The organism is Sphingobium limneticum, from assembly GCF_008710165.1.
In the GTDB taxonomy this organism is placed as follows: Bacteria; Pseudomonadota; Alphaproteobacteria; order Sphingomonadales; family Sphingomonadaceae; genus Sphingobium; species Sphingobium limneticum.
This window is the reverse complement of sequence record NZ_VYQA01000011.1, coordinates 23,531-47,128: the sequence shown is the minus strand read 5'-3', so window position 1 is coordinate 47,128 and position 23,598 is coordinate 23,531. Positions and strand designations below refer to the sequence as shown.

Below are 23,598 nucleotides of genomic sequence, written 5' to 3'. Positions count from 1 at the left end.
GCAGCCAGAGCGCGCCGATCCGGGAAAACTTCTTTGTCTTGCGCATCGCTTGACTTGCCAAAGCCCGCCCGCACGCGAATAACAGCCCCATGTTGTCCCAGAAGACCCGTTATGCCATCCGCGCGCTTCAGCATCTTGCCGATCGCTACCGTCAGGGTCCGGTACCCCTCAACGAAATCGCCACGCGGCAGAATATTCCGTCCAAATTCCTGACGGTCATCCTGTCGGAACTGTCGCGCGAAGGTTTGGTCGCGACCCAGCGGGGCCGGGACGGGGGCTATTGGCTGGCACTGGCGCCGGTCGACATCAGCTATGGCGACATCGTCCGCCTGACGCGCGGTTCTCTGGCGCTCACGCCCTGCGCCAGCCGCTTTGCGCATGAAAGCTGCACCAACTGCCTGCCCGAATCGGAATGCCGCCTGCACCGCGTGATGCTGCGCGTGCGCGATGAAACGGCCAAGGTGCTGGACAGCATCAGCCTGGCCGAACCCTTTGCAGCGATGGACGAGGCTTAGCCTTTTCCGTTCGTTTCGAGCATAGTCGAGAAACCGCCAGAACTGAGCTTGCCGCTTCTCGACAGGCTCGAAGCGAACGGGGGTGGGTGTTGATTCCCTTGCGCCTCGCGCCCCGCTTCGCCACATCAGCCCTATGACCACGCCGCCGCTCAAAGCCACCCTGATCCCCGTCACGCCGTTGCAGCAGAATTGCACGCTCTTCTGGTGCACGGAAACGATGCGCGGTGCCTTCGTCGATCCGGGCGGCGACCTGCCCGTGCTGAAAAAGGCGATCGCCCAGCATGGCGTGACGATCGAGAAGATTCTCGTCACCCACGGCCATATCGACCATTGCGGGCAGGCCGGCGTGCTGGCCCGCGACCTTAACGTCCCGATCGAGGGGCCGCATGAGGACGACCGTTTCTGGATCGACCGGCTGCCGCAGGATGGCGAACGCTGGGGCCTGCCGGGCGAAAGTTTCGAGCCGGACCGCTGGCTGAACGACGGCGATCAGGTAACGGTCGGCCATCTCACGCTGGACGTCTTTCATTGTCCCGGCCACACGCCCGGCCATGTCGTCTTCCACCACGCGTCCAGCAAGCTGGCGATCGTGGGCGACGTGCTGTTTCAGGGATCGATCGGCCGCACCGACTTCCCGCGCGGCAATCATCAGGATCTTATCGACGCGATCACCGGGAAGCTTTGGCCGCTCGGTGGCGAAACCGCCTTCGTCCCCGGCCATGGCCAGATGAGCAATTTCGCCCATGAACGGCGCACCAACCCCTATGTCGCCGATTCGGTGCTGGCGGGGTAGCTCGCCCGTATAAGAACAAGCAATGACGTGAATGTTCCCCGGCGCAGGCCGGGGCCCAGTTCCACGATCCTATCTGGACCCCGGCCTTCGCCGGGGAAGGCTGACCTCATCACATCTTGGCTTCACCCCCGTGCCGCCATCGCCGGCGGCACTGTGACCTCGCGCGTCGCGCCATAAGCGATGCTGAGCGCCACCCCCGCCATCACCAGCATCACGCCCCAGGTCAGCAGCGCGCCGCCCGCGCGCCATATAGTGGGCTTGTCCGCATCCATGCCGAACGCATGGACCACCCGCGCCACCACATAGACCAGCGCGCTGATCCACAGTCCCAGTGACGCGCCCGCCGCCATCTCCACCAGCGCAAAGAGAATCAGCACGATCGGCGTATATTCCACGAAGTTCGCATGCGCCCGCATCCGCTTCGCCAACAGGCCGTTGCCGGCATCGCCATGCAATATCTTGTCCTTCACGCGAAACCGCGCGCAGCGAATCGCCAGCCACATGTTCAGCAGCGCGCAGGCGGCGGCAAAGGTCAGTGTGATCGGCAACAACATGGACTATCCCCTCGATTTCACGGCCTTTACCCTAGCTTGCCGGGGTGATGGGGCAAGGAAGGACTTGCACCCCGAACAAAAACCGCTATAGGCGCAGGGCTTCGCGATCACCCGGGCCGCATGGGTCTGCGGCGCCGTTGGCGTCAGCTTTTCCATGGGAACTGGCCGGTCGTACAACTTGATTGATATACGGAACAAGGTGCCGACATGGCTGTCCCCAAGCGCAAAACTTCTCCCTCCAAGCGCGGCATGCGCCGTAGCCACGATTCGCTCCGCGTCGAAGCATTCCAGGAATGCTCGAACTGTGGCGAACTGAAGCGTCCCCACAATCTGTGCGACGCCTGCGGGCATTATAACGGCCGCGAAATCGTCGCCGTCGGGGCGTAAGCCCGTCTCTCTACTCCGCAAAGGGGTGCTCTAAAGTGTCAGGCCAACCGCGAATCGCAATCGACGCGATGGGCGGGGATGAAGGCGTGCACGTTATGATGGCGGGGGCCGCACTGGCCCGCCGCCGGCATGACGGTTTGCGATTCACCCTGTTCGGCGACGAGGTGCGGATCAAGGCGGCGCTCGACCAGCACCCGAATTTGCGGGCGGCGTCGGACGTGGTCCATGCCGATACGGTCGTCGACGGCTCGGACAAGCCGAGTGTCGCGATTCGCAAGAAGAGCAGCTCCATGGCGATGGCCATCGCCGCCGTGAAGGCGGGGGAGGCCGGCGCTGCTGTCTCCGCCGGCAATACCGGCGCGCTGATGGCGATGGCGAAGCTTGCCCTGCGCACCATGCCGGGTGTCGATCGTCCTGCGCTGGCGGCTTTGCTGCCGACGCTGGGCGACAATGACGTCGTCATGCTGGACCTGGGCGCCAATACCGAATGCGACGCCCGCAACCTCGTCCAGTTCGCGGTGATGGGCGCCGCCTATTCGCGCATCGCCTTCGATCTTGAACGGCCGCGCGTGCGCCTGCTCAACATCGGCACCGAAGATCTGAAGGGTACGGACGAGATCCGGGACGCCGCTGCCGTGTTGCGCAGCGCGACCAGCCTGCCGCTTCAGTTCGACGGCTTTACCGAAGGCGACAAGATCGCCCGCGGCGACGCGGACGTCATCGTGTGCGACGGTTTCTCCGGCAATGTCGCATTGAAGACGGCGGAGGGCACCGCCCGCTTCGTCACCGACGTGCTGCGCAAGGCGTTCACAAGCTCGATTCGCTCGAAGATCGGCTTCCTGATCTCGAAGCCGGCGATGCACCTGCTCAAACATCATCTCGATCCCAACAATCATAATGGCGCGGTCTTCCTCGGCCTCAACGGCGTTGTGGTGAAAAGCCATGGTAGCGCGAACGACAAGGGCGTGGCCAATGCCGTCCATGTCGCCGCCCGGTTGCTGGAGGAAGATATCACCCGTCGCATCGCCGCCGACATGGCCGGCATCCAGTCGCTGTCGGCCGCCGCATCCAAGCTGGAGCAGCCCGTCAAGTGATCCGCCGGTCCATTTTGCTCGGCACGGGTTCGGCCCTGCCTGTTCGCACCGTCAGCAACGCCGAACTGGCTGAAACTGTCGACACCAGCGACGAATGGATCGTCGAGCGGACCGGCATCCGCAACCGCCATATCGCGGGTGAGGGCGAAACCACCGCCAGTCTCGCCGCCGACGCCGCTGCCAAGGCGATCGAGGCGGCCGGCATCGCCGCGCAGGATATCGACCTCATCATTCTGGCCACGGCCACCCCGGACCAGACCTTCCCTGCCGCCGCGACCAAGGTGCAGGCGGCATTGGGCATCAACGATTGCGTCGCCTTCGACGTTGCGGCCGTCTGCTCGGGCTTCCTCTATGCCGTGACCGTGGCGGACAGCATGATCCGTTCGGGCGCCGCAACACGCGCGCTGGTGATAGGCTCTGAAACCTTCAGCCGCATCCTCGACTGGGAAGACCGCACCACCTGCGTCCTGTTCGGCGACGGTGCCGGCGCGGTCGTGCTGGGCGCTGAGGAAAGTGCCGACGCCGATCCCAAGACGGCACGCGGCATCCTGGCGGCCAAGTTGCATGCCGATGGCCGCCACAACCAGCTTCTCTATGTCGATGGCGGTCCGTCCACGACCCAGACTGTGGGCAAGCTGCGCATGAAGGGGCAGGAAGTGTTCCGCCATGCCGTGGTCAACCTCGCCTCCGTGCTCAAGGAAGCGATGGAACTGGCGGGCCTGACCCCCGACGATATCGACTGGCTGGTCCCGCATCAGGCCAATGCCCGCATCCTGGACGCGACCGCGCGCAAGCTGAAATTGTCGCCCGATCGGGTGGTGGTGACGGTCGATCGCCACGCCAACACCTCCGCCGCCTCGGTGCCGCTCGCGCTGGACTATGCGGTGCGTGACGGCCGGATCAAGGCGGGCGACCTGATCGTGCTGGAAGCGATGGGCGGCGGCTTCACCTGGGGCGCCTGCGTTCTGCGCCTGTAGCGCCATCATTTGTAAACCATAGCTACCGCTTGCCAAAGCGCCGCGAATCAATCACATTTCCAGATGACCGTCCGGGGGGGAGGGTCGTTGGGCTTGAATGAGGGGATGGTCGATGACCGGCAACGGAACGCTGACGCGTGCGGACTTGGCAGAAAGCGTGAATCGCCATGTGGGCCTGTCACGGGCCGAAGCGGCTGCGCTGGTCGAATCCATTCTCGAACATATGTCCACCGCGCTGGAGCGTGGGGAAAATGTGAAGATTTCCAGCTTCGGCACCTTCGTCCTGCGTGACAAGACGGAACGCATGGGCCGCAATCCCAAGACCGGCGTGGAAGTGCCGATCGAACCGCGCCGGGTACTCACCTTCCGCGCCAGCCAGACGATGCGCGACCGCGTGGCCTCCGCCTGAAAGGCCAGCGCCGCGATCGCCAAAAAAGGCGTTACGCGGATGCCTGATCGTCTCCTTTGCCCGCACTAATCGGCAATTGGCCGCTTTTCCAATATTAGCATAGCTTTACCATGGTTGACCTTGGCGCAAATATGGGTGCAACATCCCTGTCATGAAAAAGGCAGAGGGTGCATTTCTGACCATCAGCGAGTTGGCTGGCGAGCTTGGTCTTCCCCAACATATCTTGCGCTATTGGGAAACGCGCTTTCCCCAGCTGCGCCCACTGCAACGATCCGGCAATCGCCGCTATTACAGGCCCGCCGACGTCGCATTGGCGCACCGCATCCACCAACTGCTCAATGTCGAGGGTTTCACCGTCAAGGGCGCGCAAAAGGCGCTGGTGGATGGTAATAGCGCATCGCCAGTCGAAGAATTGGCGGCACCGGCGCCGGTCTTCACTGCCCCCGTGGCGCTGGAACAGGGCGATCTGCTCGCCCGCCTGCTCGCAATCCGCACGGATCTTGCCAAAGCGATCGGCGATTAAGCCGCTCTACTTCGCGGGCGCGCGATAGGGGATGAAGTCGCCCAATGCGCAGGCGCCCGACATCATGCCGGTCATCCGGTCGGCCGTGGTGGTGAAATCGCCCCGGCACAATTGCGATCCGAAGCTGCGCACGATCATGATGTCGCCTCTGGACAGCCCGCTGCAACTGCCGATCAGCTCATTCTTGTACACCAGCTTGCGGCTGACTCTGTAGAGCAACACATTATTGCTGATGACGGTCAGGTTGGTCTGCGGCTCGCGATTGATGCAACTGACCTTCTCGCCGGCCACCTTGCCGGCCAGCGCCTTGTCCAGGGTCGCCGCCTGCTTTTCGGTCAAAGGTTTCGGCTCATAGCTGCCGGTGCAGCCCGCCATCAGCAACGCCGCCGCCGTCATCCCCGCGCGCCCGATCCACGCCACCATCGCGTCTCTCTCCATCGTCATGCCCCAAAGAAAATTTTAAATCGAACGGCTCGGCATATCTTTAGGACGCCATCATAGCGCAAAAACCGTCAGGCCGCGTCCTTTGCCGCCCGTCGTTGCGCCAACTGCGCCACGCTGTCAGCACGCATGAATATGTTGGTCGCCCGCTCCAGCCCGATACTGGTCGGCACCGTCGCCTCGCCCCGTGCCCGCGCCGCCTCGACCGCTTCGACCCGCTGCGCCAGCGCCGCATTGCCCGGCTCCACGCCCAGCGCAAACCGGCCGTTAGAGAGCGTATATTCATGCGCGCAATAGACGGTCGTGTCGTCGGGCAGGGCGGCAAAGCGCGCCATATTGGCGAACATCTGCGCTGCCGTCCCCTCGAACAACCGGCCGCATCCCATCGCGAACAATGTGTCGCCGACGAACAGGATATGATCATCGGCCAGATGATAGGCGACATGGCCCGCCGTATGGGCCGGCACCGCCATCACCGTCGCTACATGCCCGCCGATCCGGACGCTATCGCCTTCACCCACCGTTCGGTCCAGCGTGCCGATCTTCTCCGCCTCGGCGGCCGGCCCCGTTATGATACAGCCCGTCGCCGCCTTGATCGCCGCATTGCCGCCGACATGGTCGCCATGCCAATGCGTGTTCCAGATCTGGCCGATGGTCCAACCGCGCGAGGCCGCCGCCTCCAGCACCGGCTCGGCCACGGCGGGGTCGATCGCCACCGTCTCGCCACTGGCGGCATCATGCAGCAGCCAGACATAATTGTCGTTGAGAACGGGTATGCGAACGACCTCCAGCATGGCGCTTACCAAGCCCCGATATTGGGCATGGAGGCCCAAGGCTCTGCCGGTTCCAGCCGCCCGTCTTGCAACAGTTCGATCGAGATATTATCCGGCGTGCGCACGAAGGCCATATGCCCGTCGCGCGGCGGCCGGTTGATGGTGATGCCCGCGTCCATCAACGTCTGGCACGTCGCGTAGATATTTTCGACCTGATAGGCGATATGGCCGAAATTGCGCCCGCCATCATAGGTTTCGCCCGCGCTGCCATCGGCCGGCGGCCAGTTGTAGGTCAGCTCGACCTGTGCATCCTCATCCCCCGGTGCGGCGAGATAGACCAGCGTGAAGCGCCCCTGCTCGCTATCGAAACGCTTGACCTCTTTCAGGCCCAGCAGGTCGAAAAAGGCGATCGTCTTGTCCACGTCGGTCACGCGGATCATGCTATGCAGGAATTTGGGCAAGATAGTCTCCGTTCGTCGCTGGAAAGCAACGGTTCATCTCGGTGATTATAGATAGGCTCCCAAGATAAGGTCGCGCATCACCGGACGGAAGAGGAAAGCGGACAATGGCACTGGAAATGCGGGACAAGATTTTGCTGGGCAGCGCGGCGCTGCTGGCCTTCGGCGTGATATCGGGCGGTTATCTGCTGGGCGACGGGCTCAAGCGGGCCAAGGCGGCGGACCGATCGGTCACGGTGCGCGGCCTTGCCGAAAAGGATGTGACGGCGGACCTTGCCACCTGGTCGATCAGCTATTCTGCCACCGGGTTCGACCTGCCCACAGTGCGCGCCGAAATCGACAATAATACCAAGGAATTGCAGGGCTATTTCAGTGGCCTGGGTTTCAAGCCGGCTGATCTGACCCCGACCGGGGCCGGTGTGAACCAATATCTCAACAACGGCGTCAACACGATCACCATCACGCAGCGCATGTTGCTGCGCACCACCGACATCGCTCGCGCGCAAAAAGCGGTGGCGCAGCAATTCGACCTCGTCCGTCGCGGCGTGACGCTTCAGGAAGGGTCGGGCATGAAATACAGCTTCACCAAGCTGAATGACGTGAAGCCCGACATGGTCGCCGCCGCCACGCGGGATGCGCGCGCCGCCGAACAATTCGCCAAGGATTCGGGGGCCGGGGTGGGCGGCATCAAGAGCGCGACCCAAGGCTATTTCTCGATCGACGCCCGCGATGGCGAGGGCGGCGACGGATCGAGCGACACGCCCTACAAGAAGGTGCGCGTCGTCACGACCGTCGACTTCTACCTCAAATAAGCGCGGCGCAATCACCCGATTCCGTTCGCTTCAAGCGAAGGCGAGAAGCGGCCAGTGCCGTGCTTCTCGCTTCTCGACATGCTCGAAACGAACGGAGGTGCGTGAAATTCGCCAACCTTAGCAACGGCCCCGGCGGCGTTCACGGCGCGAACAATCGCTCTTGTCGCCGATGACCGCGCCGGCAGCCCCGCCGATCACCGCGCCCTCAGTGGTGCCAAGGCCCGTCGCGCTACCCACGATCGCGCCGCCCGCACCGCCGATCAGCCCGCCGCGCGTCGCCCCGCGCGAGCAGGCCGTGGTCGCGCTCGCCGCGACGATCAGCAGGCCGATGCCCGCAATTCTCTTCCAATGACTGTCCATCTCGCTGTCTCCTTCATCCAATCCCGCTACGGACAGGCGAACGGGTCGGGCGCGAAGCCAGTTCCGTGACAAAGTCTTGCTGCTAAACTTAACCGGCTGGTTTCTCGGCAGGAAGGCGCGACAGATTGTCCGCCGCCGCCTTGCCCGCGGCAGCCGTCGGCGCCAATTTGACCGCCCGACCCCAGGCGGCACGCGCCACATCCTCATGATCGGTCAGCACTGCGATATTGCCTTCTTCCAGCGCTACGGAGGCATCATCGGGGGAGAGTTGCACGGCTCGCGCGATATGGGCCTGCGCCAGGCGCATGTCGCCCATGCGCCGCGCCAGCGTCGCCGACAGCAGCCAGGCCAGCGGATCTTTGGGTGCCTGCGTCAATGCGATGTCCAGCGAATCGCGCGCGGCCTTCATATCGTCCAGCGCCACCAGCGCCCGCGCCCGGTCCAGATGCACCTCGCCCTTCTCCAGCCCGTCGGGGAGGCCGCGCGCCAGCGCCGCGTCGAAATCGCTTCGCGCCTTGGGCAGATCGCCGTTCGCCATGGCGGCGTTGCCCGCCTGCGCCCATAGCCGCGCCGCCTCGACCATCTCGCCGCTGCGCTCGGCTTCCTCGGCGGCCTGTTCGAAAGCGACGATGGCGGGCGTCCAGCGCTCCGCCCGCGCATAGGCAAAGCCCATGCAATGGCGCGCATAGAAGCTGCCGCCCTCGATCCGCCATTTCTGGGCGAAGGCGACGCCGGCATCAGGGGATTCCATCGCCTGGTCCAGGCATGCCTGGAAGGGCGCGGCGAATTTGGCAGGCACGGGCACCTTGCCATCATCCCGCGCGGGGGCGGCGGTCGCCGGTGTGGCCGCCGCAGCGGCAGCGGCGCGCTGCTCCTGCTTTTGCTTGCGGCTGCGATTCATCACCGCCTCGATCTCGGGATCATGGGCCTGAAGCAGGATCGGCAGGAAGAAAAAGGGCATTAGAAGCTATCCGGAATGAGGGCCTGCAAAGCGGCGACGGTGCGGATCAGCAGGGCGATGTCGCCGTCGCGGGAAAGGCGGTGGTCGCCGTCCTTAATCAGCAGGGTCTGCACATCGGATGAACGCACGCGCTCCGCCGTCCTGACGGCGATCGCCCAGGGCACATCCTCGTCCTGCTGACCATGCAGCAGCCGTACGGGGCAATCGATGCCGATCTCGCCCTCCAGCAGCCGCAGCGCCTGTCCCGACTGCCAGAAATCCAGCGTCGTCACATAAGGCTGGTCCCCATAAGGCGTCGGTTCCTCGATCCGCCCCTCGGTTTGCAGCAGCGCCTTGTCGGCATCGGTAAAGCCCCATTGCGTGAAATCGGGCGCGGCTGCGATGCCGACCAGCGCCTTGACCTGGTCTGGCCGCGCCAGCGCCACCAGCAGCGCCAGCCAGCCGCCCATGGACGATCCGACAAGCACGACCGGCCCCTCGACGAGATTGTCGAGCAGCAGCAGCACATCGTCACGCCAACTGGCCAGCGTGCCGTCCGCAAACCGCCCGTCGCTGGCGCCGCAGCCTGCATAGTCCATTCGCAGCATCGCGCGGCCCTGGCTCGCTGCCCACCGGTCCAGCGCGATCGCCTTGCTCCCTTCCATGTCGGACATATAGCCCGGCAGGAAGACCATGGTCGGCCCGGTCCCAGCCCGATGCCGATAGGCAAGGCGCAACCCGTCGGGCCGGGCGAACAGCGCGGGCGGGGCGGCGGGGGTATCGGTCACGATCTCATCCTTTGATAGGCGGCACGAACCTGCCTTAACCTTCCAAAGACGCCGGGAACAGCGCAAGTCCGGCACGATGGGGCGTTGATAGGGGGGTGAACGAAGTTTTTTCGTCGCTGATTAAAATAATGCGGACAATGCGTTGACAGCCCTGGAGGCCGCCGTTAGAGGCGCACTCCTACCCCGTGCCCAGATGGCGGAATTGGTAGACGCACCAGCTTCAGGTGCTGGCGATCGCAAGGTCGTGGAGGTTCGAGTCCTCTTCTGGGCACCAGAGACCTTTCCGGCGACGTCCGGGAAGGTCCAGCAAGCAGCTGGTTTTACAGCATTTTTTCAGTGAAAATCGCCAAATGAAATCCGGGCTCATCCACCCGAATCCATCGACAGCACCATCAGTTTGATGGTGTTTTTGATGGTGCCGGAGAGCCCCTTTGGAGCTGGCACCATCATGGCACTGAATCACATCCAGATCACCAACGCCAAACCCCGGGACAAGGCCTATAAACTGGCCGACGCCGATGGGCTGTATCTCGCCGTCCAGACGAACGGCACGAAACTCTGGCGCATGAACTACCGATACCTCGGTCGACAGAAGACGCTCTATTTCGGCGCGTGGCCCGAGGTAGGGATAGCTATGGCGCGCCAGCAGCGCGCCGCAGCAAAGGAGCAGATCGCCGCCGGGCTCGATCCCGCCGCCGAGAAGCGGAGCGACACACTTGCGCGCAAGGTGGCCGCAGACAACACGTTCAAGACGATCGCCGAGGAATGGGTGGTGAAGAATGAGCGGGAGGGGCGCGCGCCGATCACGCTCGACAAGATTCGCTGGCTGCTCGGCATGGCCTATCCCATGATCGGCAGCTTTCCTGTCTCAAAGATATCGCCGCAGGAAGTCCTGGCCGTGCTGCGCAAGGTGGAGGCGACCGGCCGCTACGAAAGTGCGCGCCGGATGCGCAGCGTGCTCAGTCGGGTTTTTCGCTATGCGATCGCGACTGCTAGGGCGGATCGCGATGTCGCGGCCGACCTACGTGGCGCGCTCATCACTCCGAAGGTCCGGCATCTCGCCGCGATCACGACGCCCAGAGAGGCTGGCGCGCTCCTGCGCGCAATCGACGGCTACACAGGTCACGAAATCACCGCGATCGCTCTGCGGCTGTCGCCCCACCTGTTCGTCCGGCCGGGCGAGTTGCGCAAGGCAGAGTGGGAGGAAATAGATATGCAAGCCGCCATCTGGTCGCTTCCGGCGGAAAAGATGAAAATGCGCCGTCCGCACCGTGTATCGCTGTCGCAACAGGCGCTGGCGCTACTGGAGGAACTTCGTCCGCTGACAGGCGACGGAAGGTATCTTTTCCCGTCGTTCCGGTCACCACGCCTGTGCATGTCGGAAAACACAATCAACGCGGCGCTGCGTCGACTGGGCTATAGCCAGGAGGAAATGACGGCGCACGGTTTTCGGGCGATGGCTGCGACCCTGCTCAACGAGATGGGCATCTGGAACCCGGACGCCATCGAGAAGCAGCTCGCCCACCTGGACAGCTCAATGGTGCGCCGTGCTTACACTCGCGGTGAATATTGGGATGAACGCGTCCGCATGATGCAGCACTGGTCCGACTATCTCGACCAGTTGCGGGACGGCGCAAGGATCCTGCGGCCGAACTTTGGTAAAGGCAGAGGCACGCCGGGCTAGGCGCCGGTCAGGGCTTTCAGGCTTTTATATGGGATCAGCGTGGATCGCCCTACCTTGACGGTTTCCAGATCACCGGACTGAATCAGCTCGTAGAGACGTGAACGGCTGATACCGGTGAGCTGGACCGCCGTAGAGATGCGGACCGTCAGAGGCTCTATGAGGACGGCTCCGCCTTGGGGAGCGTTACTGTGCATCATAGATCACCGTTTCGTCCTGTTTCGCGCAAAGCTCCTGTCACTTTCGAGGAAGGCAGCGAGCATGGCAGGGATCAGCTCGGCAACCGGCTCGTCACGACCATAGGTCGTTGCGTAGAGCGCAGCATAGTCGATCAAGGCTTGATGGAGGTCCGGCATGACAGCAATGCTGAGCTTGACCGGATTGCGATCGGGAAGCTGGGGCAATTTGAGGTCGGTCATTTCAGTGCTCCTTCTCTCGCCAGGGTGCGAGAATGAGATCCTTGTGCACAACCAGCCGAACGGCCGCGCCGGGGCGGACCGTGATGGTCGGTTGGATTTGCAGGTTGCGGGATGTGATCTGGTCTCCGGCGCGGGACACATTTTGCTGCGTGGATTCACGGATCGCCTGAACGAGATCGCTCTCTCCGGAGAAAGTGACGTTCGCCCCCACGCCAAGTAATGTCGAAATCGCGACGCCCTTGAGCAGCGTCCAGGTGTGGAGATCGACCTTGTCGGCAAGTCCGGCATAGCCTGAAGGGTCCGTCGCGGGCACGTTGTCGAGCCGGATCGAACTGCCGTCCGGCAGGATGATCCGCTGCCACACTACCAGCGCGCGCTTCTGTCCAAAAGCGACCACGCTGTCGTAGCTGCCGATCAGCCGCGCGCCCTGCGGAATGAGAAGAATGCTGCCCGTCGCGCTGTCGAAGACCCGCTCGGTTACCTGGGCAGTAACAAGGCCGGGGAGGTCGGACCTGAGTCCCGTAATTAGGCTCGCCGCGATGACGCTGCCAGCGGACAGCATGTCCGGCGACGCCGGTGGGCTCAGCCGATGCTCGTTGACATCGCCGCCAGTGTCGCGCGCCGCGACGAAGTTGGCCTTGCGCTGCTGCGCATTAGGATCACGATCAGGATCAATCGCGAGCCGCGCCTGCTCCGTAGCTGCTGCCGGGGGAGAAGATAGTGTCGCATCAGCGACCCGGGTCGGATCGTTGCGAATGCCAGATTGCACCAGTAATCCAGATTCCCGCGCCGCCCTCAACTCCGCAGCCCGTCGATCCCGTTCGGTTTCGGCGGTCTGGTCGGCGCGACCGGCTTCGCCGCTCGCAGGCTCCATGCCCATCGCACGCTGATGATTGAGGATGGGTCGGCCAAGATCGCCCGGTAGGGGCGGCCCGAGTTTGGGCACGTCTCCATAGCTGCCTGGCAAGCGGCTCAATGTATCGGTCGGCGCCTTCGCCGCGACCGTCTGGTCGTTGGCTTGTCCAGCGAGGTGCAGCGCGGACGGCCGCAGCGCGACCCAGGCTGTCGCGATCAGGCTGACCGAACCAAGCGCCGCGATCACCACCACGGCGCCCCGCTTGAATCGGATCGCCCGCGCCGGCTGGGCGCGAAGCGCCAGCGTTTCCGGATCAACCTTGCTCGGTGCGGCGGTGGTCTCGGGTCCCGCTGGGGCTGCCGCCTCGCCGGTCATGATCCCCTCCCCTCGTGCGAGCCTTCCGCCACCCGACTAATGCGGACAATCTGCTGGTGCTTCGTGCCGAGGCGAAGTTCGGCGACGTCGAAGATGCGATCGACGACATAGAAGCGGCCCTTCACGCGATAGTTGACGAGCTGGGCCTCGCCTTTCCTATCCACCAGAAAAATCGGCGGTGCCTCGCCCACGGCCAGCGTTGCCGGAAATTCGATGAATGTCTGCCGCCCGTCGTCAAAAGCACGAAGCGGCCGCCAAGCCGGTTGATCACCCGAGACGGCATAGTTGAAATGGAGTTGCTCGACCTCAATGCCGGCCGCCACGGCAGCCGTCTCCTGGGACGCTGCGGCGGCGCGCTTCAGTGCGATCAATGCATCATGGGGATAGGTCCAGGAAAGTGCGGCCATCGCCGTCGTCATCCCGCTGGTCAGCGCGATATGATAGCTGCGCCGGTCGGTGGTGATGACCAGGTTGGTGGACAGGCCGGCACTGAATGGCTTCACCAGTATATGGGTCTGCTTCTCCGTGCCCGACCCGCTGGTTGTATCGCCGATCACCCAGCGCACCGTGTCTCCGCTTGCCACGGCGACCAACGTCTCGCCCTGTTGCAGCGCAATGTCGGTCACCCTCTCCGGTGCGGTGATGGCTCGATAGATGGCGCCGTCGGTGAAAGGATAGACCTGGACGGCGTTGATGAACCCCTGCGCGGTCGGCTCGATCGTCGCCGCGCGGTTGGCGATGGCGACCGGCGCGACTTCGTGCGACGCGTTGCGGATCGGCGGACTCGCCCCTGCGCTGCCTGCGAGAAGGATGAAGCAAGGCGCCAGCAGCGTGGTTGTGAGAGTTCTAGTCATGGCTTGGTCTCCGTATTGACGGTCGGTTGAGCGGCAAGGTTCGGGTCGAGCGGCGAGCCGAGTGGCACGTTGCTGGGCGGTTGCGCGGTGCGCGCGGGAGCAGTCGACGCCGCGGGCTCGAGTTCGCGGCTCCAGTCGATCGCGTCGATGTAGATGCCGAGCGGGTTCTTCCGGAGCGTGTCGGTCGATACGGGCGGCTTCGTCAGGATCGTCAGGATACCGGTCCAGTGGGAGGAGCCAGCCTCGCTCCCACGCTCATAGGCCGTTTCGGTCCATTTCACCTGGAACGACCGGTCCGATGCCCGGACAACGCTGGTCACCTGGACCGACACGGTGCGCTCGCCGATCCTGGCGAAAGGGTCTGCGGCCCTGGCATAGTCGCCGAGAAACTGGCTCCCCCGCGTCGTGGTGAAGTCATAGGCCGAGAGCCAGTCGCGGCGCATCAGCACCGGGTCGAGCGAGACCCCACGCACATTCTCGATAAACTTCGCCAGATGCCAGGCGATCTGGGAATCGGTGGGGCGATAGCCCGCTTCGGCCTCGGTCACCGCCCGGGCCTCGCCCAGGCGATCGACCTCGACGACATAGGGCGTGACCCTGCTCTGCAGCGACTGCCAGATGAGCGCGCCCGACATGGCGGTCGACAACGACAGTGTGCCGAACGCCATCAATCGCCAGTTGCGGGCCTGGACACGGGCCGACCCGATGCGGTCATCCCAGACTTGGCCGGCGCGTTGATAGGGGGTCTCCGGCTCGGGCGTCTGCGCGTAGCGCTGGACGGCGCGCTTAAAGAACATGGGATATGAAGATCATGGCTCAATCTTCCCTTTCCTTGATATCTGGAGTGGCGGATGCGCCGCCGCGATCGCCTTCCTTCAATGTCTGGAGCGCAACGTGGCGGTGATGACGGGAGTCTTGTTGTCGGCGCAGCGACTGCGCCCAGGAGGGAGCGCCGTCGGCGGGGGCGTCCGCAGCCTGCCCGCCCGATCCAGCTCCACCGTTGAGTGCGGACCAGGCGGCGTCACGACCGCGCTCGGCGGCCTGGCCCAAGCCCAGCGCAGTCGATGCTTTCTGGCGGGCGGCGTTGCCTGCTGCCTGCGCCATGCCGCTGATGCCGGCGCCGACACTCGAAGATCCGGCCGCGGTCTGGCCAAGCTGGTATGAGGTAGAGGCCGCCGACCCCATCGTCGTGCCGGCCCGGATTGCACCGAGTGCTGCACCACCCGCGGCGCGAGCTGCCCCCATGGCGGCACCGCCGCCCAGCGCAACGATACCGGCTGCGCCGACCGTCGTGCCGACCGCTGCACCCGCGCCGAGCTGCGGGGCACCGGCGACAAGGCCCGAGGCAATGCCGGGACCGAAGATGCCGAGGCCGAACAGCGTGAGCGACGCCAGCACGAGGCTCATGGCCTGGCCGATGTCGGGTTCCTGGCCCTGCAGGGCAGCGGTGAACTCATTGAAGAAATTCGAGCCGATACCGACGATGACGGCGAGCACCATCACCTTGATGCCGGAACTGACCACGTTGCCCAGCACGCGCTCGGCGAGGAAGCTGGTCCGGTTCCAGAGCGCGAAGGGCACCAGCACGAAGCCGGCGAGCGTGGTCAGCTTGAACTCGACGATGCACACGAACATCTGCACGGCGAGGATGAAAAAGGCGATGATCACGATCACCCACGCGAACAACAGCACGATGATGGTCAGGAAATTGTCGAAGAAGCTGGTGAAACCCATCAGTTTCGACACCTGTTCGAGGAGCGGCCAGGCGGCCGAGAAACCTGTGCCAGCAAGGCGGCCGGGTTTCAGAAGATCGTCCGCCGAGAGCGTGCCGCCGCCCGCGGTCAGGCCGGCCGCCGCAAAGGAGTTGAAGATGATGTCGGCCAGGGTCGAGAAGCGGTTCAGGATGAAGGCGAACGCGCCGACATAGAGGATCTTGCGCAGGAAACGCCCGATCACGTCCTGCTCGCCGCCCATCGCCCAGAATAGTCCGGCAAGCGTGATGTCGATGCCGATCAGGGTCGTGGTCAGGAAAGCGACGTCGCCGCCCAGCAGCCCAAACCCGCTGTCGATGTAGCGGATGAAGGTCTGGAGGAACCGGTCGATGACGTTGAGGTCGTTCATGCGGAATGTCCTGATGGAAGAAGCCGCGGGGTCCGATCTGGGGAGCGGGACCGAACACCGCGGCGGCAGCGGCGAAGAGGCGAATTCCCCGCTGCCTGCGCGCCGGCTCGGGCCTATTGAGGGGTGTAGGCCGAGCCGGAACCGAGAAACTTGGTGGTCATGGCGCGGGCGTCGATCTCGGCATGCGCGCGGCGCGCCTGCTCGACCGCCTGCGCCCGATATTGCGCCGCCATCAGGTTCTGGATCTGGAACTGTTGCTTGGCGGTCAGTGCGAGCAGCTGGTTGGTCGCCTGTTGCGCTTGCAAAGCGCCCTCGGCGCCCTGGCTCCGCGATACGATGCTACCCAGGGTCTGCGCGTCAGCCTGGACATTCTCGACGACCTGCGCCTGCACGCCCATCGTCTGTTTGTAGGCCGTCATCTCGGTATCGAGCCGGGTCCGCGCGGCAACAACCTGGCCGTTCATGGTCAGCGCCTGGTTGAAGCTCTGGGGAAAGAGCTGGCGGAATTGCTGGTCGAGACCGTCGACACGAAACTGGATACCCTGCGCCTGTCCCATCAACTGGTCGATCTGCTGAAGCGTCTGGGTGATCGCCTGGATCTCGGGGAAGCCAATCGTGGTAAGATTTTTCGCTTGGTTGACCAAGCTCTGTGCCTGGTTCTGAAGCGAGCGGATCTGGTTGTTGACCTGCTGAAGGGTTCGGGCGGCGGTAAGCAGATTCTGGCTGTAATTGCTTGGATCGAACACGGTGAGCTGCGCATGAGCGGGCGCACTCGGCACGATGAGCGCGCCAAGCGAACCGATGGTGCCAGCCCCGAGCGCGGTCGCGATCAGATATTTGCGGGTTGGGATACGCATGATATTTTACTCCTTGGCTTGGGGGACGGGAAAGTCGGCGAGGAGGCTGGCGGCCCAATCGAGCCCGCTTCCTTCAAGGAAGCGGGTCGCGAAATCCTCCGGGCCATGCTCGGCCAGCAGGGCGTCGATCCGCGTCTGAGTCACAGGATCGGATGCGCCGCACAGGGCGAGCGCAATCGGACCGAGGCCCAGTTCGAACAGGCGATTCCCGCGTGCGGATTGCAGGTAATAATGCCGCTTTGGCGTGGCGCGACTTACCAGTTCGATTTGCCGGTCGTTGAGGCCGAACCGCTCATAGGCGGCGCGGGACTGCGGTTCGATCGCGCGGTCGTTGGGCAGCAATATGCGCTGCGGGCAGCTTTCGATGATGGCGGGCGCGATGCTGCTGTCGGCGATGTCGGCGAGACTCTGGGTCGCGAACAGCACCGCGACATTCTTTTTGCGCAGCGTCTTCAGCCATTCGCGGATGCGCGCGGCGAAAAGCGGATGGTCGAGGAAGATCCAGGCCTCGTCGAGCACCAGCAGCGTTGGCCGACCGTCGAAACGCTCCTCGAGCCGGTGGAACAGGTAGGTCAGCACCGGGGCGACCACGCCGGCCTGTCCCATCAGCGACTCGGTCTCGAAGCATTGGACGTCGGCAAGGGCAAGATTCTGCTCGGCCGCGTCGAGGAGCCGACCATAGGGGCCGTCGAGCGTATAGGAGGTGAGTGCGGTGCGCAGCGCATTCGATTGGAGCAGCATGGCGAGCCCGGTCAGGGTGCGCTCCTCGGGCGGTGCCGATGCGAGACTGCCCAGCGCCGACCAAACTGCATCCTTCACTTCGGGCGTGACGACCACCTTTTCGTGCGCCAGCAGCGCCGCGATCCATTCCGCTGCCCAACTGCGTTCGCTTTGATCATCGATGCGGCGGAGCGGCTGGAACGCGAGGGCGTCACCGCTGTCCGCGCCAAGCCCGAGGGCATGATGCGCGCCGCCCATCGCCAGGACTGCCGCACGCGCCGAATAGCCCTTGTCGAAGATATAGAGCTGGGAGCCGGGATAGCGCCGGAATTGGAGTGCGATAAGCGCCAGCAACACCGACTTGCCCGCGCCAGTCGGGCCGACGACGAGCATATGCCCGACATCGCCGACATGTGTGGAAAGGCGAAACGGGGTCGATCCGCTGGTCTGGGCGTAGAGCAACGGCGGTCCGCCGAGATGGTGGTTGTCCGTCGGTCCTGCCCAGACCGACGAAAGCGGCATGAGATGGGCGAGGTTTAGTGTATGGACCAGCGGCTGGCGCACATTGGCGTAGGCCTGGCCGGGCAGCGACGACAGCCACGCTTCGACCGCGTTGACGCCCTCGCGCTTCGCCGTGAAGCCGAGGCCATTGACGATCCGCTCGACCGCGCGGACCTTGTCCTCGGCGCTGGTGCGGTCGACGTCCGACACCGTGATTGTCGTCGTCAGATAGCCGAAGGCGACGTGATCGCCGCCAAGCGCCTGCAGCGCGAGATCGGCATCGACGACCTTGTTGTCGGCGTCGGTGTCGAGAAGCTGGACCGGCTGGTTGTACATCACCTCGCGCAGCAGTGCTGTGATCGACTTACGCTTGTTGAACCATTGCCGGCGGATCTTCGTCAGCGCCTTGGTCGCATCGGTCTTGTCGAGCGCTATGAAACGCGTGACCCAGCGGTAGCCGAAATCCGATAAGTTGAGCGCGTCGAGGATGCCGGGCCGGCTGAGGTTCGGGAATCCCAACACCGTCAGGGTTCGCAGATGGCGGTCTCCAAGCTTGGGCTCCAACCCGCCGACCAGCGGCGTATCGGCGAGCAGCGCATCAAGATAGATCGGTGTCTCCGGCACGGCGACCGGATGGCGGCGGCTGGAAACGGTGCCGTGGAGATAGGTCAGCGTCTCGGCGTCGCTTAAGGGCCGCACCTCGGGCATGAAGCCCGACAGGAGGTCGAACACACGATCGGTCTCGGCGATAAAACCGGCGAGGCTGGCGTGCCAGTCCCGGCCCTTCGCGTCGTCAGGCCGCTCGACCAGCGTCCGTCCCGCCGCATCGCTGCTGTCCGCGGGTGGCAACCAGACCAGCGTGCCGTGAAAGACACTCTCGAAATGCTGGCCCTCGGCTTCGAACCCAGCACGCCGCTCCTGCTCGACCAGCCAGGACGCTGCGTCGGGAAAGGCACTCTCGGGATAGCCGAGCGCCTCACGCCGTTCGGCCTCGAAGAACAAGGCCCAGCCCGAGCCAAGCCGTTTGAGGACGTTGTTCGCCCGGGCGCAGGCCGACACCAGTTCCGCTTCCGTCGCGCTTTCGAGATCAGGACCGCGAAAGGCGAAGGACCGCATGAAGCTGCCGTCCTTGTTGAGGATAATGCCGGGTGCGACCAGCGCGGCCCAGGGCAGATGGTCGGCCAGCCGGTCGGCGCGCGACCGGTATTCCGCTAGGTTCAGCATGCCAGATATCCTTTCTGGCGCAGATGGCGGAGCAGCACCGGCACGAAGTCCGGGTCGCGACGGGCCGCGAACACCGCGATGCTGTGGCCAATCGCCCAGATGCCGATCCCGACCACCCATTGCTGCAGGCCCAGCCCGACCGCGGCGGCGATCGTGCCGTTGACGATCGCGATGCCCCGAGGGGCGCCACCAAGCAGGATGGCTTGCCCCAGGCTGGCGTGGATAGGCGCCTCGAATCCAGCAACATGACCGTTGTCGATGTGGCTCATGCGACGAGCGCTCCCCCGCCGAAGCTGAAGAAGGACAGGAAAAAGCTCGACGCCGCGAACGCAATCGATAGGCCGAAGACGATCTGGATGAGCTTGCGGAAACCGCCGGACGTCTCGCCGAATGCGAGAGCGAGCCCCGTGGAAATGATGATCAGAACCGCGACGATCTTTGCGACTGGTCCTTGGACCGACTCCAGTACCTGCTGGAGTGGTTCTTCCCACGGCATACCCGCGCCGCTGGCATAGACGCGGCTGGTCATGGTGATAGACAGGCCGAGCACCAGCCCGGTGAGAAAGAAGCGGTCGCGGTTGGAAATACGAACGATAGTCATGTCAGTCTCCTTCAAAGTCGTGGTTGGGGTCTGGGAAGAGATCGACGACGGCATAGCCGCCATCGGGGTCGAGGCCCGCGACGCAGGCGATCGTCTCGATCCGCCGCGCGGTGCCGCGGCCGGCGATGAAGACGATGATGTTGATCGCCTCGGCGACCAGGTGGCGCGGCACGATGACCACGGATTCCTGGATGAGCTGCTCGATCCGGTAGAGCGCGGAAGCGGCGCTGTTCGCATGGACGGTCGCGATTCCGCCAGGATGGCCGGTGTTCCAGGCCTTGAGCATGTCCAATGCTTCGCCGCCCCGGACCTCGCCGACAATGATGCGATCGGGTCGAAGGCGCAGCGTCGAGCGCACGAGATCGCCCATGGTGACGGCGGTGTTCTTGTCAGATGAGCTTGGCCGGGTCCTGAGCGCCACGGTGTCACGCGCCGGCGATTGCAGCTCGCGGGTATCCTCGATCAGGATCACCCGTTCGTCGAGATCCGCCATCTCGGCCAGCAACGCGTTGGCGAGCGTGGTCTTACCCGAACTGGTCCCACCCGCGACGAGGATGTTGCGGCGATCGACGACGGCGACCGATAGCAGGCGCGCGGCCTCCGCCGACATAATGCCGTCGGTCACATAGTCCTTCAGCGTGTAGATGCGGGCGGCAGGTTTTCGGATAGAAAAGCACGGGGCGGTCGAAACGGGCGGCAGGATTCCCTCGAACCGCTCCCCGGCGCCAGAACCAAGTGGCGGCAGTTCGGCCGACACGATGGGTTTGTCGCCATGGACTTCGGATCGGACATGGGATGCCACCAGCCGAATGATCCGCTCGACTTGGGCCGGATCGAGCTTCACGTCGGTATCGACACGGCCTTCGCCGAGAATGTCGACCCGCAGCGCACCGTCGGGATTGACCATGATCTCGATCACACGGCTGTCGGAAAGCGCGGCGGCAATCGCCGGTCCCATTGCGGTGCGCAGCATGGCACGGCGGCGTTCCGCGGAGACGCTTGTCGTCTGGGCGGACATCATGATGTGCCTCCGTCGGATTCGACGGGTGCCAGCGTGCGCTTGCCGCCCGCTATCTGGCGACCGACCTGGGAGACGAACGCCTCGAACCGGTCACGCCCGATGGCGCGGGCCGCGGCATCGGCTTCGGGTAATGGCGCCGTCACCATCAGCTGATAGCGGACGAACAGCGACAGGCTTTCAAGTAGCACATCGATGTCGCGTCGTGCGCCTGCGAGCTCGCGTGTCAGACGGTCGAGGCGAACCTTCAGAAGGTCGTCGACTTCCTTGGTCCCCCGGCGCGCCAGCCAATCCTTCAGTGCGTCGTTGACGAGGTGGCTCTTGTTGCCGCGTGGACCGGCGGCGAGAGCCTCCAGCGAGTCGCTGAGTTCGCGGTCGATATAGAGATTCTGTCGGATTTTCATCGCTGCCTCAAAAGTCCGGTATGAGGTCGCGCTTCGCGCCCTCGTTGATGGCATGGCCCCGCACGATGGCGTTCTGCCCTTGCGCCTGGTCCATGGCGCGCTTGTCGGCGGCGACATCATCGTCGTCGGGCACGATCTGGGGATCGCGCGTTTCGGCGGGGTCGGTTGCCTTGGAGACCTGTTCGGGAAGGCCGGGATGGCGCTGTTGCTGCATGCCGCCATCGTCCTCGCCACCCGCGGCATCCTCGGCCTGGTGCAGGCGGGCGTCGATGCCGCGCACCTGATCGAACCAGTCGTCGCCGCGCGGCTTCGGCCGATCGGCATATTGACCCGATGCCAGCACCGGCGCCGGTGCCACGCGCGCAGCGAAATTGCGGTCGCGGAAATAGCGCAATTTGCGCGCCCGGATCGGCGCGAGACCGGACACCAGCACAAGCTCCTCATCGGGCGAAAGCTGCATCACCTCGCCCGGCGTCAGGAGCTGGCGGGCGGTTTCCTGGCGGCTGACCATGACGTGCGCCAGCCAGGGCGCGAGCCGGTGCCCGGCATAGTTGCGCATGGCGCGCTGCTCGGTCGCGGTGCCGAGCGCATCGGAAATGCGCTTGGCGGTGCGCTCGTCATTGGTCGCGAAAGCGACACGGACATGGCAGTTGTCGAGGATAGCGTTGTGATCGCCATACGCCTTCTCGATCTGGTTGAGGCTCTGCGCGATCAGGAAGGCGCGAATGCCGTAGCCGGCCATGAAGGCAAGGCTGGTCTCGAAGAAATCGAGACGCCCCAGCGCCGGAAACTCGTCGAGCATCATCAGGAGTTGGTGCCGGCGCGATGATGTACCGGGCTGGTCCAGTCGCTCGGTGAGACGGCGGCCGATCTGGTTAAGCACGAGGCGGATCAGCGGCTTGGTACGGCTAATGTCCGATGGTGGGATGACGAGATAGAGTGACAGCGGTTGGTCGGCCTCGATGAGGTCGGCGATCCGCCAGTCGCAGCGCGACGTGACCTCGGCGACGGTCGGATCGCGATAGAGGCCAAGGAAGGACATGGCGGTTGACAGCACGCCGGACCGCTCGTTCTCACTCTTGTTGAGCAGCTCGCGCGCGGCGGAGGCGACAACTGGATGCACTCTGGGGTTCTTGTCATCGCCGAGATGATTGGTGGTCATCATCCGGCGGAGCGTGGCGACGAAGCTGCGCTGTGGGTCGGACAGGAAGGTCGCGACGCGGGCCAGTGTCTTTTCCTCCTCGGCATAGAGCATGTGCAGGATCGCGCCGACGAGCAGCGAATGGCTGGTCTTTTCCCAGTGATTGCGGCGTTCGAGCGCGCCTTCGGGATCGACCAGGATGTCGGCGATGTTCTGAACGTCGCGCACCTCGTCGATGCCGCGCCGGACTTCGAGCAGCGGATTGTAATGCGCCGACGCGGCGTCGGTCGGGTTGAACAGCAGGCAGTGCGAGAAGCGCGCACGCCAGCCAGCGGTCAGCGTCCAGTTCTCGCCCTTGATATCGTGGACGACGGTGGATCCGGTCCAGGACAGCAAGGTCGGAACGACGAGGCCAACGCCTTTGCCCGAGCGGGTCGGCGCGAACGCCATGATGTGTTCGGGGCCATCATGGCGAAGATAGCGTCCACCGAGCGTGCCGAGCATGACGCCGGCGTCGCGATGCAGGCCGGCGCGTTCGATCTCGCGGGGGCTTGCCCAGCGGGCCGAACCATAGGTGGTGACATTGCTCGACTGGCGCGCGCGCCACAGCGAACCGAAGATCGCTGCCGCGCAGCCGATAAAGCCGCTGGCGCCGGCGAGCATGCCCGCCTTGTCGAAGACGATCGGGGCATAGGCATCATAGTGATACCACCAGCCGAAGAGCGCCCAGGGATGGTAGATTGGCATAGTGCCGAGCCGGAACCACGGCAGGCCGAGTTCGGGCTGGTAGGCGAGCATCGCCGCCGCCCACTGCGTCGCGGCCCATACCCCTGCGATCACGATTGCGAAGACGACAAGGATCTGGCCGATAAGCAATTTTGTGGGTGTCATGTCGAGGCTCCCGCCCGCCGGACAGGATCGGCTCGGGCGGATTCAGACTCGGTGATAGGCTCGAAAAACGGAACGGTGTTGATGGGCGCAGATGGGCTCGCCCCGGTTCAG

29 protein-coding genes and 1 tRNA gene are annotated in these 23,598 nt (G+C 64.3%); 10 read left to right on the top strand and 20 right to left on the bottom strand.

The annotated features are described in order from the left end of the window. Nucleotides 1–89: 89 nt before the first annotated feature. Together F4U95_RS15175 and F4U95_RS15170 are read left to right on the top strand one after the other, a co-directional pair. The gene (locus F4U95_RS15175; protein ID WP_120251189.1) at nt 90–515 is read left to right on the top strand and encodes an RrF2 family transcriptional regulator; all 426 of its coding nucleotides are present in this window, start codon (nt 90–92) and stop codon (nt 513–515) included. 133 nt (nt 516–648) lie between these two features. Then, nucleotides 649–1,308 (top strand): MBL fold metallo-hydrolase, encoded by a 660-nt coding sequence (locus F4U95_RS15170; protein WP_150426254.1) that lies wholly within the window; start codon nt 649–651, stop codon nt 1,306–1,308. 122 nt (nt 1,309–1,430) lie between these two features. On the opposite strand, the gene F4U95_RS15165 is transcribed toward F4U95_RS15170, so the two are convergent. After that, nucleotides 1,431–1,862, bottom strand: coding sequence for an MAPEG family protein (locus F4U95_RS15165; protein ID WP_150426253.1), 432 nt, complete (start codon nt 1,860–1,862; stop codon nt 1,431–1,433). Nucleotides 1,863–2,069: 207 nt separating this feature from the next. Here F4U95_RS15165 and rpmF point away from each other — a divergent pair, with 207 nt between their 5' ends. The 5 genes from rpmF (at nt 2,070) to F4U95_RS15140 (ending at nt 5,252) form a co-directional block, all read left to right on the top strand. Next, nucleotides 2,070–2,249 carry a 50S ribosomal protein L32 gene (gene rpmF, locus F4U95_RS15160; RefSeq protein WP_066606737.1) on the top strand — a complete coding sequence of 60 codons (180 nt, stop codon included), beginning with the start codon at nt 2,070–2,072 and terminating at the stop codon, nt 2,247–2,249. A gap of 68 nt (nt 2,250–2,317) precedes the next feature. Beyond that, nucleotides 2,318–3,343: a phosphate acyltransferase PlsX gene (gene plsX / locus F4U95_RS15155; protein ID WP_232016087.1), complete on the top strand. Its 1,026-nt coding sequence runs from the start codon at nt 2,318–2,320 to the stop codon at nt 3,341–3,343. Beyond that, the gene (locus F4U95_RS15150) at nt 3,340–4,320 is read left to right on the top strand and encodes a beta-ketoacyl-ACP synthase III (protein ID WP_120251185.1); all 981 of its coding nucleotides are present in this window, start codon (nt 3,340–3,342) and stop codon (nt 4,318–4,320) included. Before plsX ends, F4U95_RS15150 begins: the two co-directional genes overlap by 4 nt. A gap of 112 nt (nt 4,321–4,432) precedes the next feature. Beyond that, a complete protein-coding gene (gene ihfA, locus F4U95_RS15145) occupies nt 4,433–4,729 on the top strand; it encodes an integration host factor subunit alpha (RefSeq protein ID WP_120251184.1) in 297 nt (98 codons plus the stop codon). Nucleotides 4,730–4,880: 151 nt separating this feature from the next. Continuing rightward, complete coding sequence (locus F4U95_RS15140; RefSeq protein WP_150426252.1) at nt 4,881–5,252, top strand: MerR family transcriptional regulator; 372 nt, start codon at nt 4,881–4,883, stop codon at nt 5,250–5,252. A gap of 6 nt (nt 5,253–5,258) precedes the next feature. Here F4U95_RS15140 and F4U95_RS15135 read toward each other — a convergent pair whose 3' ends face one another. The 3 genes from F4U95_RS15135 to F4U95_RS15125 form a co-directional block, all read right to left on the bottom strand. After that, nucleotides 5,259–5,675: a hypothetical protein gene (locus tag F4U95_RS15135; RefSeq protein WP_150426334.1), complete on the bottom strand. Its 417-nt coding sequence runs from the start codon at nt 5,673–5,675 to the stop codon at nt 5,259–5,261. An 89-nt stretch (nt 5,676–5,764) separates the two neighbouring features. After that, the gene (gene gloB, locus F4U95_RS15130) at nt 5,765–6,487 is read right to left on the bottom strand and encodes a hydroxyacylglutathione hydrolase (RefSeq protein ID WP_150426251.1); all 723 of its coding nucleotides are present in this window, start codon (nt 6,485–6,487) and stop codon (nt 5,765–5,767) included. Nucleotides 6,488–6,492: 5 nt separating this feature from the next. Beyond that, complete coding sequence (locus F4U95_RS15125) at nt 6,493–6,927, bottom strand: VOC family protein (protein ID WP_150426250.1); 435 nt, start codon at nt 6,925–6,927, stop codon at nt 6,493–6,495. Between the two features lie 104 nt (nt 6,928–7,031). Between F4U95_RS15125 and F4U95_RS15120 the strand changes: the two genes are divergently transcribed. Further along, nucleotides 7,032–7,736 carry an SIMPL domain-containing protein gene (locus tag F4U95_RS15120; RefSeq protein WP_150426249.1) on the top strand — a complete coding sequence of 235 codons (705 nt, stop codon included), beginning with the start codon at nt 7,032–7,034 and terminating at the stop codon, nt 7,734–7,736. A 117-nt stretch (nt 7,737–7,853) separates the two neighbouring features. Here the strand turns inward: F4U95_RS15120 and F4U95_RS15115 are convergent, their stop codons facing one another. From F4U95_RS15115 to F4U95_RS15105, 3 genes are all read right to left on the bottom strand, one after another. Beyond that, nucleotides 7,854–8,096 carry a glycine zipper 2TM domain-containing protein gene (locus tag F4U95_RS15115; protein WP_150426248.1) on the bottom strand — a complete coding sequence of 81 codons (243 nt, stop codon included), beginning with the start codon at nt 8,094–8,096 and terminating at the stop codon, nt 7,854–7,856. A gap of 88 nt (nt 8,097–8,184) precedes the next feature. Continuing rightward, on the bottom strand, nt 8,185–9,057 hold the full coding sequence (locus F4U95_RS15110; protein WP_150426247.1) for a tetratricopeptide repeat protein: 873 nt from the start codon (nt 9,055–9,057) through the stop codon (nt 8,185–8,187). After that, on the bottom strand, nt 9,057–9,824 hold the full coding sequence (locus F4U95_RS15105; protein WP_150426246.1) for an alpha/beta fold hydrolase: 768 nt from the start codon (nt 9,822–9,824) through the stop codon (nt 9,057–9,059). Before F4U95_RS15105 ends, F4U95_RS15110 begins: the two co-directional genes overlap by 1 nt. A gap of 187 nt (nt 9,825–10,011) precedes the next feature. Here F4U95_RS15105 and F4U95_RS15100 point away from each other — a divergent pair. Both F4U95_RS15100 and F4U95_RS15095 read left to right on the top strand, forming a co-directional pair. Beyond that, a tRNA-Leu gene (locus F4U95_RS15100) sits at nt 10,012–10,098 on the top strand. 174 nt (nt 10,099–10,272) lie between these two features. Beyond that, nucleotides 10,273–11,508, top strand: a complete 1,236-nt coding sequence (locus F4U95_RS15095) for a tyrosine-type recombinase/integrase (RefSeq protein WP_120252220.1) — start codon at nt 10,273–10,275, stop codon at nt 11,506–11,508. Here the strand turns inward: F4U95_RS15095 and F4U95_RS15090 are convergent. The 13 genes from F4U95_RS15090 to F4U95_RS15030 form a co-directional block, all read right to left on the bottom strand. After that, entirely contained in the window at nt 11,505–11,702 is a 198-nt protein-coding gene (locus F4U95_RS15090) for a helix-turn-helix domain-containing protein (RefSeq protein ID WP_037529598.1), read from the bottom strand. The two genes, F4U95_RS15095 and F4U95_RS15090, sit on opposite strands and share 4 nt — an antisense overlap. Before the next feature lie 6 nt (nt 11,703–11,708). Next, on the bottom strand, nt 11,709–11,924 hold the full coding sequence (locus F4U95_RS15085; RefSeq protein ID WP_062731525.1) for a DUF2274 domain-containing protein: 216 nt from the start codon (nt 11,922–11,924) through the stop codon (nt 11,709–11,711). A 1-nt stretch (nt 11,925) separates the two neighbouring features. Next, nucleotides 11,926–13,155 (bottom strand): TraB/TrbI/VirB10 family type IV secretion system protein, encoded by a 1,230-nt coding sequence (locus F4U95_RS15080; protein ID WP_120251176.1) that lies wholly within the window; start codon nt 13,153–13,155, stop codon nt 11,926–11,928. After that, complete coding sequence (gene trbG / locus F4U95_RS15075; protein ID WP_120251175.1) at nt 13,152–14,009, bottom strand: P-type conjugative transfer protein TrbG; 858 nt, start codon at nt 14,007–14,009, stop codon at nt 13,152–13,154. The genes F4U95_RS15080 and trbG overlap by 4 nt, the downstream gene beginning before the upstream one ends. Continuing rightward, complete coding sequence (gene trbF, locus F4U95_RS15070) at nt 14,006–14,806, bottom strand: conjugal transfer protein TrbF (protein ID WP_120251174.1); 801 nt, start codon at nt 14,804–14,806, stop codon at nt 14,006–14,008. Before trbF ends, trbG begins: the two co-directional genes overlap by 4 nt. A 19-nt stretch (nt 14,807–14,825) precedes the next feature. Further along, a complete protein-coding gene (gene trbL / locus F4U95_RS15065; RefSeq protein WP_120251173.1) occupies nt 14,826–16,130 on the bottom strand; it encodes a P-type conjugative transfer protein TrbL in 1,305 nt (434 codons plus the stop codon). Between the two features lie 113 nt (nt 16,131–16,243). Continuing rightward, entirely contained in the window at nt 16,244–16,987 is a 744-nt protein-coding gene (gene trbJ / locus F4U95_RS15060; protein ID WP_120251172.1) for a P-type conjugative transfer protein TrbJ, read from the bottom strand. Between the two features lie 6 nt (nt 16,988–16,993). Continuing rightward, nucleotides 16,994–19,432 (bottom strand): conjugal transfer protein TrbE, encoded by a 2,439-nt coding sequence (gene trbE / locus F4U95_RS15055; RefSeq protein ID WP_120251171.1) that lies wholly within the window; start codon nt 19,430–19,432, stop codon nt 16,994–16,996. Beyond that, nucleotides 19,426–19,701, bottom strand: coding sequence for a VirB3 family type IV secretion system protein (locus F4U95_RS15050; RefSeq protein WP_120251170.1), 276 nt, complete (start codon nt 19,699–19,701; stop codon nt 19,426–19,428). The genes trbE and F4U95_RS15050 overlap by 7 nt, the downstream gene beginning before the upstream one ends. Beyond that, nucleotides 19,698–20,033, bottom strand: coding sequence for a TrbC/VirB2 family type IV secretion system protein (locus F4U95_RS15045; RefSeq protein WP_062731517.1), 336 nt, complete (start codon nt 20,031–20,033; stop codon nt 19,698–19,700). Before F4U95_RS15045 ends, F4U95_RS15050 begins: the two co-directional genes overlap by 4 nt. Nucleotide 20,034: 1 nt before the next feature. Next, nucleotides 20,035–21,054, bottom strand: coding sequence for a P-type conjugative transfer ATPase TrbB (gene trbB, locus F4U95_RS15040; protein ID WP_425505072.1), 1,020 nt, complete (start codon nt 21,052–21,054; stop codon nt 20,035–20,037). Then, a complete protein-coding gene (locus F4U95_RS15035) occupies nt 21,051–21,455 on the bottom strand; it encodes a CopG family transcriptional regulator (protein ID WP_120251169.1) in 405 nt (134 codons plus the stop codon). The genes trbB and F4U95_RS15035 overlap by 4 nt, the downstream gene beginning before the upstream one ends. Nucleotides 21,456–21,462: 7 nt before the next feature. Beyond that, nucleotides 21,463–23,487, bottom strand: a complete 2,025-nt coding sequence (locus F4U95_RS15030; protein WP_150426245.1) for a conjugal transfer protein TraG — start codon at nt 23,485–23,487, stop codon at nt 21,463–21,465. Nucleotides 23,488–23,598: the final 111 nt, after the last annotated feature.

Coding starts and splice junctions, on each gene's coding strand:
- F4U95_RS15175 (WP_120251189.1), top strand. CDS start 90: ATGTTGTCCCAGAAGACCCGTTATGCCATCCGCGCGCTTCAGCATCTT.
- F4U95_RS15170 (WP_150426254.1), top strand. CDS start 649: ATGACCACGCCGCCGCTCAAAGCCACCCTGATCCCCGTCACGCCGTTG.
- F4U95_RS15165 (WP_150426253.1), bottom strand. CDS start 1,862: ATGTTGTTGCCGATCACACTGACCTTTGCCGCCGCCTGCGCGCTGCTG.
- rpmF (WP_066606737.1), top strand. CDS start 2,070: ATGGCTGTCCCCAAGCGCAAAACTTCTCCCTCCAAGCGCGGCATGCGC.
- plsX (WP_232016087.1), top strand. CDS start 2,318: ATGGGCGGGGATGAAGGCGTGCACGTTATGATGGCGGGGGCCGCACTG.
- ihfA (WP_120251184.1), top strand. CDS start 4,433: ATGACCGGCAACGGAACGCTGACGCGTGCGGACTTGGCAGAAAGCGTG.
- F4U95_RS15140 (WP_150426252.1), top strand. CDS start 4,881: ATGAAAAAGGCAGAGGGTGCATTTCTGACCATCAGCGAGTTGGCTGGC.
- F4U95_RS15135 (WP_150426334.1), bottom strand. CDS start 5,675: ATGGTGGCGTGGATCGGGCGCGCGGGGATGACGGCGGCGGCGTTGCTG.
- gloB (WP_150426251.1), bottom strand. CDS start 6,487: ATGCTGGAGGTCGTTCGCATACCCGTTCTCAACGACAATTATGTCTGG.
- F4U95_RS15120 (WP_150426249.1), top strand. CDS start 7,032: ATGGCACTGGAAATGCGGGACAAGATTTTGCTGGGCAGCGCGGCGCTG.
- F4U95_RS15115 (WP_150426248.1), bottom strand. CDS start 8,096: ATGGACAGTCATTGGAAGAGAATTGCGGGCATCGGCCTGCTGATCGTC.
- F4U95_RS15110 (WP_150426247.1), bottom strand. CDS start 9,057: ATGCCCTTTTTCTTCCTGCCGATCCTGCTTCAGGCCCATGATCCCGAG.
- F4U95_RS15095 (WP_120252220.1), top strand. CDS start 10,273: ATGGCACTGAATCACATCCAGATCACCAACGCCAAACCCCGGGACAAG.
- F4U95_RS15090 (WP_037529598.1), bottom strand. CDS start 11,702: ATGCACAGTAACGCTCCCCAAGGCGGAGCCGTCCTCATAGAGCCTCTG.
- F4U95_RS15085 (WP_062731525.1), bottom strand. CDS start 11,924: ATGACCGACCTCAAATTGCCCCAGCTTCCCGATCGCAATCCGGTCAAG.
- F4U95_RS15080 (WP_120251176.1), bottom strand. CDS start 13,155: ATGACCGGCGAGGCGGCAGCCCCAGCGGGACCCGAGACCACCGCCGCA.
- trbG (WP_120251175.1), bottom strand. CDS start 14,009: ATGACTAGAACTCTCACAACCACGCTGCTGGCGCCTTGCTTCATCCTT.
- trbF (WP_120251174.1), bottom strand. CDS start 14,806: ATGTTCTTTAAGCGCGCCGTCCAGCGCTACGCGCAGACGCCCGAGCCG.
- trbL (WP_120251173.1), bottom strand. CDS start 16,130: ATGAACGACCTCAACGTCATCGACCGGTTCCTCCAGACCTTCATCCGC.
- trbJ (WP_120251172.1), bottom strand. CDS start 16,987: ATGCGTATCCCAACCCGCAAATATCTGATCGCGACCGCGCTCGGGGCT.
- trbE (WP_120251171.1), bottom strand. CDS start 19,432: ATGCTGAACCTAGCGGAATACCGGTCGCGCGCCGACCGGCTGGCCGAC.
- F4U95_RS15050 (WP_120251170.1), bottom strand. CDS start 19,701: ATGAGCCACATCGACAACGGTCATGTTGCTGGATTCGAGGCGCCTATC.
- F4U95_RS15045 (WP_062731517.1), bottom strand. CDS start 20,033: ATGACTATCGTTCGTATTTCCAACCGCGACCGCTTCTTTCTCACCGGG.
- trbB (WP_425505072.1), bottom strand. CDS start 21,054: ATGATGTCCGCCCAGACGACAAGCGTCTCCGCGGAACGCCGCCGTGCC.
- F4U95_RS15035 (WP_120251169.1), bottom strand. CDS start 21,455: ATGAAAATCCGACAGAATCTCTATATCGACCGCGAACTCAGCGACTCG.
- F4U95_RS15030 (WP_150426245.1), bottom strand. CDS start 23,487: ATGACACCCACAAAATTGCTTATCGGCCAGATCCTTGTCGTCTTCGCA.